The 13346-nt window shown below is 57.0% G+C and carries 9 protein-coding genes and 1 other RNA gene; 7 read left to right on the plus strand and 3 right to left on the minus strand.

Going from position 1 to position 13346, the window contains the following annotated elements:
- The first annotated feature begins 7 nt into the window (after window positions 1–7).
- From ssrA to LX59_RS14690, 7 genes are all read left to right on the plus strand, one after another.
- Window positions 8–387: a transfer-messenger RNA gene (gene ssrA / locus LX59_RS14660) on the plus strand.
- Between the two features lie 184 nt (window positions 388–571).
- The gene (locus tag LX59_RS14665) at window positions 572–3373 is read left to right on the plus strand and encodes a type I restriction-modification system subunit M (RefSeq protein WP_144573215.1); all 2802 of its coding nucleotides are present in this window, start codon (window positions 572–574) and stop codon (window positions 3371–3373) included.
- A complete protein-coding gene (locus LX59_RS14670) occupies window positions 3366–4634 on the plus strand; it encodes a restriction endonuclease subunit S (RefSeq protein ID WP_144573216.1) in 1269 nt (422 codons plus the stop codon). The genes LX59_RS14665 and LX59_RS14670 overlap by 8 nt, the downstream gene beginning before the upstream one ends.
- Window positions 4627–5277 (plus strand): type II toxin-antitoxin system toxin DNA ADP-ribosyl transferase DarT, encoded by a 651-nt coding sequence (darT, locus tag LX59_RS14675; RefSeq protein ID WP_144573218.1) that lies wholly within the window; start codon window positions 4627–4629, stop codon window positions 5275–5277. The genes LX59_RS14670 and darT overlap by 8 nt, the downstream gene beginning before the upstream one ends.
- Complete coding sequence (gene darG, locus LX59_RS14680; protein ID WP_144573220.1) at window positions 5277–6353, plus strand: type II toxin-antitoxin system antitoxin DNA ADP-ribosyl glycohydrolase DarG; 1077 nt, start codon at window positions 5277–5279, stop codon at window positions 6351–6353. Before darT ends, darG begins: the two co-directional genes overlap by 1 nt.
- Window positions 6354–6362: 9 nt before the next feature.
- On the plus strand, window positions 6363–9626 hold the full coding sequence (locus LX59_RS14685) for a type I restriction endonuclease subunit R (protein ID WP_144573222.1): 3264 nt from the start codon (window positions 6363–6365) through the stop codon (window positions 9624–9626).
- Complete coding sequence (locus tag LX59_RS14690) at window positions 9626–10333, plus strand: M48 family metallopeptidase (RefSeq protein ID WP_144573224.1); 708 nt, start codon at window positions 9626–9628, stop codon at window positions 10331–10333. The genes LX59_RS14685 and LX59_RS14690 overlap by 1 nt, the downstream gene beginning before the upstream one ends.
- Window positions 10334–10480: 147 nt before the next feature.
- On the opposite strand, the gene LX59_RS14695 is transcribed toward LX59_RS14690, so the two are convergent.
- The 3 genes from LX59_RS14695 to LX59_RS14705 form a co-directional block, all read right to left on the minus strand.
- Window positions 10481–10621, minus strand: coding sequence for a hypothetical protein (locus LX59_RS14695; protein ID WP_246118780.1), 141 nt, complete (start codon window positions 10619–10621; stop codon window positions 10481–10483).
- A gap of 109 nt (window positions 10622–10730) precedes the next feature.
- Entirely contained in the window at window positions 10731–12818 is a 2088-nt protein-coding gene (locus LX59_RS14700) for a diguanylate cyclase (RefSeq protein WP_144573225.1), read from the minus strand.
- 360 nt (window positions 12819–13178) lie between these two features.
- Entirely contained in the window at window positions 13179–13334 is a 156-nt protein-coding gene (locus tag LX59_RS14705; protein WP_281284853.1) for a zinc ribbon domain-containing protein, read from the minus strand.
- Between the last annotated feature and the right edge of the window lie 12 nt (window positions 13335–13346).

A 13346-nucleotide genomic window follows, 5' to 3' on the forward strand; every position in this document is an offset into this window, starting at 1 on the left:
TGCTGACGGGGCCGATTAGGATTCGACGCCGGTAACAAAACTTGAGGGGCGTGCCGAGTGGGTAACAGAACTCGTAAATCCACTGTTGCAAACTTATAGTTGCCAACGACGACAACTTCGAAGGATACGCGCTAGCCGCCTAACCTTCACTCTGGTCGCTTCGGCGCCAGCGGTCACTAGGGGATGCCTGTAAACCCGAAATGACCGTCAGATAGAACAGGATCGTCGCCAAGTTCGCTGTAGACGTAACGACTAAAACTTATACAGCTCGCCCTGAGCACCCTGCCCGTCGGGCGGCAACGGGTTAACGTAGTAGACTGGGATACGCATGTAGAACCGATAGCGGAGAGCTGGCGGACGGGGGTTCAAATCCCCCCGGCTCCACCAAATGCAAGTTTCCACATGTTCACACATGACTGGAAACACCCCAAGAGGCCCGCCTAGTGCGGGCTTTCTTGTTTCTGGCTGCTTAGCGATATTTTGCACACGCCGCTCGCTTCAGTAGTTAAAAATGGATTTCACTTTTAACGTGTTGCTGTTGTTGCCATACCTCTGAGGAACAGACTGAACGATGCCATCCGCCAAACTCACACTTGCCCGTCTGGAAAGCCTGCTGCTCACGGCATGCGATGACCTGCGCGGCAACATGGATGCCAGCGAGTACAAGGAATACATCTTTGGCATGCTGTTCCTCAAGCGCGCCAGCGATCTGTTCGATCAGCGTCGGGAAGAGATCAAGCGGGAAGGCAAGGCGGCGGGTCTGTCAGAGGCCGATATCGCCCTCAACCTCGAAGACCCGGATCAGTACTCGGGCAAGTATTTCTACGTGCCGCCACGAGCCCGCTGGAATGACCCGTGGGTAGACGATGCAGGCAACCGGCAGCCTGCGCTCAAGCACGTCAAGGAAAACGTCGGCTCCACGCTCAACAAGGCGCTGGAAGCCCTGGAAGAAGAAAACGCCGATGCCTTGCAGGATGTGCTCAAGGGCACCATCAACTTCAACCGCAAGATCGGTCAGAACACGCTGGATGACGACACCCTGGTCGACTTCATCCAGAACTTCGAAAAGATCCCGCTGCGGGACGACGATTTCGAATTCCCGGATCTGCTCGGTGCCGCCTATGAATGGCTGATCAAGCACTTTGCCGATTCGGCGGGCAAGAAAGCAGGCGAGTTCTATACGCCGGCCGAGGTCGTGCGCATCTGCGTCGAAATCTGCGACCCCAAGGAGGGCATGAGCGTGTACGACCCCACCGTTGGCTCGGGAGGCATGTTGATTCAAGCCCGCGACTACCTGCGGGAATGCGGGGCCGATGCGGCCGAGTTGTCGCTCAACGGGCAGGAAAAGATGGGCACCACCTGGTCCATCTGCAAGATGAACATGCTGCTGCACGGCATCTCGCACGCCGATATCCGCAACGCCGACACCCTGGCAGACCCGCAGCACAAAGACGAAAACAACGAGCTACGCCGCTTTGACCGCGTGCTGGCCAATCCGCCCTTCAGCCAGAACTACGCCAAGACCAAATCCAAGGACGACGGCAGCGGCGCGAAGAAGAAAGAGCCCATCGCCTACCCCGGCCGCTTCCACGTCTGGATGCCGGAAAAGGGCAAAAAAGCCGACCTGATGTTTGTGCAGCACATGCTGGCCGTGCTCAAGAGCAATGGCCGCATGGCCACCGTGATGCCGCACGGCGTGCTGTTCCGGGGCGGTGAAGAGCGCGAGGCGCGCCAGTACTTCATTGAGCGCGGCTACCTAGAGGCCGTGATTGGCCTGCCGAGCAACCTGTTCTACGGCACAGGCATTCCGGCCTGCATTCTAGTGCTGAACAAAGACAGCGCAAGAAATGACGACGGAACAACTAAGCGCGACCATGTGCTGTTCATCAATGCCGACCGCGAATACCGCGAAGGCAAGGCACAGAACCACTTGCGCCCCGAAGACATCGACAAGATCGTGCACGCCTACCGTGCCGGGCAGAACATCGACGGCTACGCCAAGCGCGTGCCGGTGGCCGACATCAAGGCTGAAGACTACAACTGCAACATCCGCCGCTATGTGGACAACGCTCCGCCGCCGGAGCCGCACGACGTGCGTGCTCATCTGCACGGTGGCGTGCCGGTCAGCGAGGTCGATGCCCTGTGCCATTTTTGGCAGAACTATACCGGCCTGCGCGAAAGCATCTTTGTGCCCCGTACCACGGCCACGCATGGCATCTGGTATGCCGATTTCGCCGCTACCCTGATTGACAAGCGCGACATTGCCCCGCACATCAACAGCCACGCCAGCGTCACCCAGCGCCACGCCCAGTTCATGGCCGATCTGGCCGCTTGGTGGCAACAGCACTTGCCTGTTATCGAGGCGCTGGCCCCGGATGCCGACAACCAGCACGCAGCCCATCAAGGGGTGGGCCGCAACGTGTACGCCGTGCGCGCCACGCTGCTGGACAGTATCGAGCGCACGTTTTCAGGCCAGCATCTGCTGAACCGCTATCAGGTACGCGGCGCTTTCGCCAACTACTACAAGGGGCTGGCGTCTGATTTCAAATCCATCGCTGCCAGCGGCTGGGGGCCGGAGCTGATTCCTGATGAAGACATTCTGCAAAGCCAGTTCCCCGAGGTATTGGCAGAACTGGAACAACAGCACGCCCGCCTCGCCGAGCTGCAAGCCCTGTTCGCCGCCGCCAGTGAAGAGGACTTTGAAGATACCGATGACACCGGCGTGCTGCCTGCCGATGAGGTGAAAACCCTCAAGGACGAACTCAAGGAAGCCAACGCCGGATGGAAGGCCCAGCTCAAGATGCTCAAAGGCGCTGTGGGCGATCTGTTCACCGAGATCAAGGTGGCGGGGCGTTTGCCCAAGGGCACGGATAAGGCGCACCACTGCAGCGATGGCTTTACCGCCAAGGAGGCCCAGTTCGCCAACGGCCAGCGCGTGCTCGATCTCGCCGCCTCCGTGGGCCACGCCTCCACTTTCACGTCAGTGATCCAAGCCGCCATGGCCGCTGGCCAGCAGGCCAAGGCCACTGCCGAACGCATCGAAGCCAAGCTGACCACACACAAAGCACTGGAAGACGAAGCCAAAACCCTGAGAGCTGCCATCAAGTCCACCGAGGCCAAGAAGGACGAATTGGTGGAGCAGGCCCGCCTCAAGATCAGCAAGGACGAGGCTCGGCAGGTCATCATCGAGCGCTTGGGCAAGCTGCTGTTCGAGAGCTACCGCCAATATCTGCGGGCGGATCAACGCGCTTGCATCGCCGCCATCGAAAACCTGTGGGGCAAGTACGCCGTTACGGCCAAGCAGATTGAGACCGCGCGGGATCACGCGGCCAAGGCGTTGCAGGATTTCCTAGTGGAGTTGGGGTATGAGTGAGTGGGTTGAATCGCCCTTATCCCAACTGGCGACCTTTCAAAAAGGTCGGAAAGTTGACACATCACCGTTCAATGGTGATGGGTACGCCCCTTACCTGGGTGCATCGGGCCTAGAGGGCGGTGACGATGGCTTTGCCGCTACCCGACTCGCGGTCATCGCAAAAAGCACTGACACCTTGATGCTGTGGGACGGTGAGCGTTCTGGCTTGGTGGGCTATGGTCGCCAAGGGGTGGTGGCCTCGACGGTTTCCAAGCTCTCGCCGAGCGACAAGGTTGAGCCCAAGTATCTGTACTACGCACTCTCCGAACGGTTCGATTGGATTCAGCACCGCCGTACAGGCACCGGTGTTCCCCACGTTCCAAAGGATCTGGGGCGGCTGCTGAAGCTGCGCTATCCAAAGCAGCGAACGGATCAACAGCGAATCGCCACCATCCTCTCCGGCATCGACTCCGCCATCGAAAAAACCGAAGCCCTGATCGCCAAATACCAGCAGATCAAGGCCGGCCTGATGCACGACCTGTTCACCCGTGGCGTGCTGCCCAACGGCCAACTGCGCCCGCCCCGCGATCAGGCCCCTAAGCTGTATCAGGAAACGGCGATTGGGTGGATTCCGAGGGAGTGGCGCATCCTAGATTGTTCGGCTGTGCTCGATTCAATTGCAGACGGGCCGTTCGGTTCGAATCTAAAGACCGAGCACTACGTCGTCGACCCAGGGGTTCGCGTTGTTCGTTTACAGAATGTCACTGAGTACCAGTACAACGATACTGATCGAGCCTTCGTATCCGATCGGCATGCCGCCTATCTAATCAGAAACAAGATTGTAGGTGGCGATGTGTTGATCGCTGGCTTGGGCGAAGAGCGCTATCCAGTTGGCCGCGCTTGCACATATCCAGAGAATCTGCCTCCCGCAATTAACAAGGCTGACTGCTTTCGTGCACGATGCATCGCAGAGCTAATGCACAACAAGTTTTTGATGCTTTTCCTGAATAGCGAGTTGGCTCGCCAGCAAATCCGTCGATATGAACAAGGTGTTACCAGACCACGAATCAACACTGGCAATCTGAAGCGCTTGGTTGTGTGCGTTCCAGAACTGACTGAGCAAGTAGCTTTTATTTCAATGTTTGAGTCCGCTCAGGCGGCAATTCGAACGCAACAATCAATCGTTGAAAATCTCAAATCTCAGAAATTCGGCCTGATGCACGACCTGCTCACCGGCAAAGTGCCCGTCAAGGTCGAAGAACCCGAGGTGGTCGATGGCTAACCACTATCCCAACCTCAACCCGGAGAAAGCGCTGATCTGGCGTATTGTCCACCTTGACAATCTGCCATGGATTCTGGACAACGGCCTGTACTGCGGCAACAGTGCGGTGAAGGCGCCGAACTGGATAAACATCGGCAACCCGGAATTGATCGACAAGCGGGCCAATCACCCGGTGCCACTGCCGCCGGGCGGCTTGCTGAACGACTATGTGCCGTTCTACTTCACGCCGTTTTCTCCAATGCTACGCAACATCCACACTGGCTGGGGCGGCATTCAGAGGCGGCCGAATGAGGAAATCGTGATTCTGGTGTCCAGCCTGCACCATATTGCCGGGCTAGGCTTGCCGTTTCTGTTCACCGATTGCCACGCTTATTACCAGTGGGCGGACTTTTACGCTGAATTGGTCGATCTCGACAAGATTGACTGGCCACTATTGCAAGCTCGGGACTTCAAGCGGGACCCGGAAGACCCGGCAAAATTCGAGCGCTATCAGGCCGAAGCGTTGATTCATCAGCACTTGCCGGTCGGCGGACTTCTCGGCATCGTGTGCTATACGGAAGCATTGAAACAGCGCATTGAACAGGAGATTCAGGCCCGCAATCTGAGTCTGCCGGTTTATGCCCGGACAGGGTGGTATTTCTGATGATTACATTCACTCAAGGCAATTTGCTGGAGGCACGCGCCGAGGCGCTGGTCAACACGGTCAACACCGTCGGGGTGATGGGCAAAGGCATCGCGCTGATGTTCAAAGAACGCTTCGACGAAAACTTCCGCCGTTACGCCGCTGCCTGCAAGGCCAAGGAAATGCAGACCGGCAAGATGTTCGTCACTCCAGTGCATGAACTCGACGGCCCACGATGGATCGTTAACTTTCCCACCAAGCAACACTGGCGCTCGCCGTCGCGCATGGAATGGGTGGTCGAGGGCCTGCATGACTTGCGACGCTTTCTGATCGAGCAACAGGTCAAGTCCATCGCCATCCCGCCGCTTGGTGCGGGCAATGGTGGCCTGGAATGGGCCGAGGTGCGCGAACAGATCGAGCGGGCTCTGGGTGATCTGGACATCGACATCCTGGTGTTCGAGCCCACCACGCAGTACCAGAACGTGGCCAAACGCGGTGGTGTCGAGAAACTGACTCCCGCCCGTGCGCTGATTGCCGAACTGGTGCGCCGCTACTGGGTGTTGGGCATGGAGTGCAGTCTGCTGGAGATCCAGAAGCTGGCGTGGTTTCTGGAGCGGGCCATCGAACGCTACAACCCCGGCGACAACCCGCTGAATCTACAGTTCGCGCCGCATAAGTACGGCCCCTACGCCAACCGGCTCGATCATCTGCTGAACAATCTGGATGGCAGCTACCTGCACTCCGAAAAGCGCATCAGCGACGCGGACCCACTGGACGTAATCTGGTTCGACGACGAGCGTAAGGCTTTCATCCAGACCTATCTCAAGAGCGAGGCCAAGGCTTACACGCAAGCACTGGAATCCACCGCCGCGCTCATTGATGGCTTTGAATCGCCCTTCGGCATGGAGCTGCTCGCCACCGTGGATTGGCTGCTGGTTCGTGAAGGCGTAGCGCCCACCGTGCCTGCCTTGCGTAAAGGGCTGCGCCACTGGCGCGGCGGCGCGGACGCCGCTGCGCGCAAGGATCGCCTGTTTGATGACCGGGCGCTGGGCATTGCCTTGGAGCGCCTGACACAGCCAGCCACAGTGCTGGCATAAGAGGGCAATGTGAGCGAATACACGGAGGTCGAGCGCCCCTTTTTGCAACAACTGGCCGAGCTGGGCTGGACGGTTATCGACCAGAGCGCAGGTATCCCACAAGATGCTGCACCCAGTCTGCGCGGCAACTTTCGTCAGTGGCTGCTGCCGGACGTATTCGACAACGCCGTGCGTACTATCAACCGTACCGATGACGGGCATGAATGGCTGACCAATCGCCAATTGGAGGACTTGCGCAGCCAATTGCTGCGCCACCCGAACCGTACTCTGCTGGAAGCCAATGAGGCCGTGCAGTCGATGCTGTTCAAGGCGCAGGCCGATGTAAACGAGCTGACGGGCGAAGCCGACCCGGTGGTGCGCCTGATTGACTTTCATAACCCTGCGAACAACCAGTTCCACGCCATCAACCAGTTCCGCATCGACACGCCGAGCTGCGTCAAGGCGTTCATCATTCCAGACATCGTGCTGTTCGTGAATGGCATTCCGCTGGTGGTGGTGGAGTGCAAAAAAGGCTCAGAAACCTGTGCTAACCCCATGCAGGAAGCCTTTGTGCAGCTGCAGCGTTACATGCGCCGCCGCAAAGAAACGGAAGCCTCAGGCCTGAAAGAGGGTGAACCCAGGTTGTTCTACAGCAGCCTGATGTTGGTGCGCAGCTGTGGGTTGGAAGCCGACTACGGCACCATCACCTCGGGCGAAGAACACTTCTATGCGTGGAAGACGCTCCACCCCGCCGACGATACTGGCTTGACCGGACTGAACGCCCAGCAGCAGTTGATTGCCGGGATGCTGAACAAGGCCAACCTGCTGCAGATCCTGCGAACCAGCTCGGTGTTCATGGATACCGACGGTGGCCCACGGGTGAAGGTGGTGTGCCGCTACCAGCAATTCCGTGCTGCCAGCAAGATTGTCGAACGCTTGCGTACCGGCGAAACTGCCACCGAACGCAGCGGCGTGGTGTGGCATACACAAGGCTCGGGCAAATCACTGACCATGGTGTTTCTGGCACGAATGCTGCGTGCCAGCCGTGACTTGTCCGATTACAAGATCGTGCTCGTCAATGACCGGCAAGACCTGGAAGAACAACTGGGCGACACCGCCACGCTGATTGGCGGGCGGGTGAATGTGATCGAAACCCGGGCGGGTCTGCGCCAGCATCTATCGACCGACAGCTCGGACATCAGCATGGTGATGATTCATAAATTTCAGGAGCACAAGCAGACGCTGACCAATACAGTGGCGGAAGCGCTGGGCACTTACTTGGCCATGCCTGCGGGTAAGACCTTCGGGGTGGTCAACACATCGAACCGCATCATCCTGATGATTGACGAAGCCCACCGCACCCAAAGCTCGGACTTGGGCGACAACCTGTTTGAGGCTTTCCCCAATGCCACGCGCATTGCCTTCACCGGCACGCCACTGATCACTGAACGGCACGGTGAAAAGAAAACCCACAAACGCTTTGGCGAATACATCGACACTTATCGGTTGATGGACGCAGTGAACGATGGGGCCACGCTGCAAATCCTCTACGAAGGTAAAACTGCCGACAGCGCACTGAACGAAAAACACGCTTTCGACGAAGCCTTTGAAGACCTGTTCCGCGACCGCAGTGAAGAAGAGCTGCTGGCGATCAAGAAGAAGTACGGCGCGACCGGCGACATCCTAGAGGCAGAGAACCGTATCAACGCCATTGCGCGTGACATGGTGGCACACTACGTCGACAACATCCTGCCCAACGGCTTCAAGGCACAGGTGGTATGTCATTCGAAGCTGGCGTGCATTCGCTATCAGAACGGCATCAAGTCTGCATTGGCCGAGCGCTTGGCCCGTGAGGAAGCCAAGGCCTCGCCGGATAGCGATCTGATTCAACATCTGCGTTTTCTCAAGACCGCTGTAGTGGTGTCGTCGGACGGCACCAATGAGGCGGCTTACATCACCCAGGCGCGCAAGGAAGCCCAGCGCATGAACGCGGTAGAGAACTTCTGCCGCAGCTTCGATTTCAAAGACCCGGACAAGGAATATACCGGCATTGCCTTTCTGATCGTGTGCGACATGCTGCTGACGGGCTTCGATGCGCCCATCGAGCAGGTGATGTACATCGACAAGAAGCTGCGCGAGCACACCCTATTACAGGCCATTGCCCGCACCAACCGCGTGAAGAAAGGCAAGCAACGCGGCTATATCGTCGACTACATCGGCTTGGCCAACCACCTGACCGATGCTCTGACCTTGTATGCGGCCAGCGACGAGTTGCAAGAACTACACGACGGAATGAAGAGTATTGCGTCGGAACTGCCGGTGCTGGAAGAACGTTACCAGCGACTGCTCCAACACTTCACAGGGCTAGGGATCAAACAGATCAAAGCCTTCGTGAATGGCAAATTGTCCAACCTGGATGCCGAGGCTGCCGTGGTGCACGAAGCGGTTAAGGCGCTCAAGGATGACAAGAAGCGCGCAGACTTTGAGGTGTACCTTAAGAAGTTCTTGATGAGCCTGGACATCATCCTGCCCAACGCATCTGCGCAGCCCTACCGCGTGCCCGCAAAGCGCTTCGGCTACATCCTGCAGGTGACCAAGGAGCGCTATAAGGACAGCAGTCTTGATCTGGGCAGCGCTGGCGAAAAGGTGAAAGCGCTGATCAACGAGCACCTGATCAGTCTGGGTATCAACCCCAAGGTGCCACCGGTCGAGTTACTGGCAGAAGACTTCCTCGACAAACTGGCCGCGCACGCTGGGCAGAACAACGAGGCCAAGGCCAGCGAGATGGAACACGCCATCCGCAAGCACTGCACGGTTCACCACGATGAAGATCCGGCCTTTTACAAGAGCCTGTCGGAAAAGGTCGATGCGCTGATCGAAAAACACCACGACGAATGGGATCTGCTGGCCGAAAAGCTGGCCGAACTGCGCAAAGAAGCCATTGCTGGTCGTCAGCAGGGTGAGGATGGCATGAGCAAGGAGGCGACGACTTTCTACGAGCACATCGTCCAGCTTGGCTTCGCCAGTGGTTCTGTCAATGATGCAGACAAACCTGCATTCAAAGCATTGATGGAGACCACCGTGGACATCTTGCAAGAAACCATTGCCAGCATCGATTTCTGGCAGAACCCCGATAAACAGAAGCGCGTGCGCGGTTTGATCAAGACCGAAATCGCCAAGACGGGCATCGAAGAGCTGAAGCTCAATCGTGAGCGTGTGGCCGTGGAGGTCATGAAGCTGGCCAAGAACCGCCACGATGAACTGGTCAATATGGCACGGTCAGGGGGAGCGTGATGCAACTCCGGCAAGTGCGTGATATCGAATACCAGCTGCTGCCGGGCTCAGACCGCCAGACCACGGACATCGTAATCGAGCGCGATGGCCTCATTACCGTTCGCCCACCAAAGCGGATGACACCCGAGCAGGTGGATGAAACCGTATTGGCCAAGCGGATGTGGATTTACCGCAATTTGGCGGAATGGCGTGACCTCAATGCCACTCGCGTCACGCGCGAATGGGTCAGCGGCGAAACGTTTCTCTACTTAGGCAGTTGCTACCGGCTGCAACTGGTGGCAGAGCAAGACGAACCGCTCAAACTGAAAGATGGCCGGTTCTGCCTGCTGCGCGAGATCGTCGAGTGCGGCGGCCAGGACGCCGCCCGTCAAGTGTTCGAGGTTTTCTACAAGACCAAAGGCCTGCCCCGGATTCAGAAGCGCGTGGCGTACTTCGCAGCCAAGGTTGGCGTGACAGCGGGCGACATCCAGATCAAGGATCTTGGCTACCGATGGGCTTCCTGCACGAAGCGCGGTGACCTGCATTTTCACTGGAAATGCCTCATGGCCCCGCTGACCATCATCGACTACATCATCGTCCACGAGCTTTGCCATATGCACCATCGCAACCACTCGGATGCATTCTGGAACGAGGTCGATAAGGTGCTGCCGGATTACCGCGAACGAAAAGAATGGCTCCGAACTCGAGGTGCGGAGTTAGACCTGTGAAGCAGCATACAGGAGCGTAACGGCAACGTTAAACCAGACTCATCATGAAGTGACCCCATAAAGTACGGGGTTTTTCGCGCAAAATTGATAAAGAAACTGAAGCTTATAGTGACTGATAACCCCATTTGGGGTGCCACGTATGCCCACTCAACTTCCCGTTGAACTTTTGATGGCGGCATTGCGGTACAGGTCAAAGAGAATCTCTTCGGTGGAGGTTTTTTCCAGTGCCCATAAGGCTTGCTCCAGCGTGGCCGCAGTACGCAGCAGGTGTTCAACACTCAGGGGCATGGTTAGGTTTCCAAGCGTGTTTGACCTGCATTCTACCGACGTCACACCGGGAGACGCTTACATCGACAGCATTAGGTACTTTCCAGCAATTGGTCTCTTAAACACCAGCTCAAACATCCCCAGCGCAGGGTGCTTTCACCCTGTTTTCTTGAGTTTGAGTGCTGACGCAGACTTTATTTCGCCCAGTACGCTTTGCGGTATACAGCGCTTTATCCGCTCGCCGCAGGGGTTCATCTAAACCCTGATCCCCTTCGACCAGTGTCGTTACGCCAATGGATAGGCTGATGCTGAACCTCTCTACCCCTTCCAAGTGAATCAGATCCTCAGATACCGCTCGGCGCAAACGCTCCGCGACTTCAATGGCTTGCATTTCCGCAGTTTCCGGCAGCAGGATGGCAAACTCTTCACCACCCAAGCGGCCCAGTAAATCAGCAGAGCGCAAACCCTGTTGTAAGAGCTGAGTAAGGTGCTGCAATACCCAATCGCCGGCTTTATGACCATAGCGATCGTTAACCTGTTTGAAGAAGTCCACATCCAGCATCAATAGGGATAGGGGACGCGCATAGCGCTGACTGCGGGCTACTTCAGCCTCGGCGGTCTGCACAAAATAACGGCGATTAGCTACGCCGGTCAGGAAATCCATATGCGCCTGATACTCCAACCGCCGTCGGGCCAGATCGTGCTCTAAAGCAATGCTGGCTAAGTTGGCAGCATGGCCAATCTGGATAATATCCTCCGCAGTCGGCGCACAGGTTTGGCTGTGGTAGATGGCAAAGGTACCCAGCACCTGCCCATCACTGCTAAAAATCGGCTCTGACCAGCAAGCCCGCAAGCCAGAATCCAAAGCCATACGCCGGAAACGCCCACCCCAGAGCGGATCATGGGCAATATCCGCCACCACTACCCGCTGGCGTAAATAAGCCGCAGTGCCACAGGAGCCCACCTGTGGGCCGATCGCCACACCGTCCACGATTTGGTTATAGGCTTCTGGCAGGTTGGGGGCCGCGCCTAGTGTTAAGTGCTGCCCGTCCTTATCCAGCAGTAAGATGGAGCAGCGGGATGAAGGACTTTCAATTTCCACACCCTGCACAATGCTTTCCAGCACACGGCTTAGGGGATAACCCTTGGCAATCAGCTCCAAGGTCTGCTCGCGCCGCTTTTCGCGCTGCTCCACCTGCCAGCGGGGGGTGATGTCGCTAAAGTTAGCCAACAGCCGATCGCCCACCCAAGAAGTGGTAATCAGCATCCGGCGCTGACTGCCGTCTTTGCACGTCACCAGAGTATCCAAAGGCGGTACGCTTTCACCGCTTTTATGAGCCGCCCCCACCTGAATGACCCAAGGCTTAATCAGATTTTGCTGCACCTGTGGGTCGGGACAGACCTGCCGATACCAGTCTTTGACCGTTGGCAGCTCTCCCAAACGGTAGCCAAACAACTCAGTGAACTTGCGGTTAACGTACTCGATTTGCCCATCCAAAGACGACCAGCTCACCCCTACCGGGGAAGCATCCAACAGTGCCTGCAATTTATCTTGCTGATGGCGCAACTCAGACTCAATCCGGCCACAGAGCACAATGTCGGCCTGTAAGCGCTGATTTTTTTCGGCCAGCTCATGGGTTTGGGCTTCCACTTGCTGCTTGAGGCGGGCATTGGCTTGAGCCAATTGTTGTTCGGCCTGCTTTAAACGCCAAAGTGCTAAACCCTTATCGGCCAACATACGCGCGGCATTGGCGTAAAGAGTCATAATGCTTTCGAGCTGTGGGCGCGGAATCACAGGTATTTTTTGGATCGCCGCTAAATACGGTTCCTCCTCAAACCCCAGCGCACGGGCCTGCTGCCGAAAAAACTCCAGATTGGGTGGCTCATTTAACACCTGCCCTACCACAATCGAGGCTAAATGCTGGCCTTCAACTACGATGGGCACGGCAAAATCCATCAGTCCATTCAGACAGCAATGCCCCACGCTATTTCCAGCCTGTAAGAGTCGGTTTAACTCCAGATTGCTGGCTTTGCAACGGGCGGCAGCTACCGCATCCCCACGGTGAAAGACTCGGCAGGCTTCCTGCCAACCGATCTCACACAGCACGGTGTTACCGTTATCGACCAAACCGTGCGGAATCCCTGTGATGTTGTAGAGTGACAGCATCATCTTCTGGAGGTCTTCAAGATCCACCAGATCAGCGAAACGAACACTCATGGCATACCTGTTGTCAGTCTTCTTAGCAGCCTTAGAAGGGCCGCCCAAAAGAGCACACTGAATCAGCTGTTGATATCACAGGGGCAACCACTGAGGAGCCACGGGATACCACCCAAGTCCCCATGATAGTTGTAAACCAACCCACCGCTTGAAAGCTGCGAGCACAAAATCTGGGGTAGGCTTTCATCCTGACGCAAAGGCCTTTAAGGGCGAATAAGCCCTTTGTCTGAGACCTCAATCTTCATTGCTGCAAAAACGTCTGTAGTATCGGATTTTGAGGCCACTTTACCTACTCTGGCTGGCCCAGTGTATTGACCTAAACCCAGTGGCCTATGCCCTCACCTTGACATCCTCCCCGCCCTAAAGGACGGGGATTCCCACTACTGGACGGCCATGCCCGACCGCGAGAATGTTCTTAGCCGCGTTGATATCGCGGTCGTGCCTGACACCACAGGCACTGCATGTCCATTCTCTTATTCCAAGCCCTGCGATACCTTTCGGCCTTGAATCGGGCAATGCGCCACAATT

The organism is Azomonas agilis, from assembly GCF_007830255.1.
Lineage (GTDB): Bacteria > Pseudomonadota > Gammaproteobacteria > Pseudomonadales > Pseudomonadaceae > Azomonas > Azomonas agilis.

Coding starts and splice junctions, on each gene's coding strand:
- LX59_RS14700 (WP_144573225.1), bottom strand. CDS start 12,818: ATGAGTGTTCGTTTCGCTGATCTGGTGGATCTTGAAGACCTCCAGAAG.
- LX59_RS14665 (WP_144573215.1), top strand. CDS start 572: ATGCCATCCGCCAAACTCACACTTGCCCGTCTGGAAAGCCTGCTGCTC.
- darT (WP_144573218.1), top strand. CDS start 4,627: ATGGCTAACCACTATCCCAACCTCAACCCGGAGAAAGCGCTGATCTGG.
- LX59_RS14690 (WP_144573224.1), top strand. CDS start 9,626: ATGCAACTCCGGCAAGTGCGTGATATCGAATACCAGCTGCTGCCGGGC.
- LX59_RS14695 (WP_246118780.1), bottom strand. CDS start 10,621: ATGCCCCTGAGTGTTGAACACCTGCTGCGTACTGCGGCCACGCTGGAG.
- LX59_RS14670 (WP_144573216.1), top strand. CDS start 3,366: ATGAGTGAGTGGGTTGAATCGCCCTTATCCCAACTGGCGACCTTTCAA.
- darG (WP_144573220.1), top strand. CDS start 5,277: ATGATTACATTCACTCAAGGCAATTTGCTGGAGGCACGCGCCGAGGCG.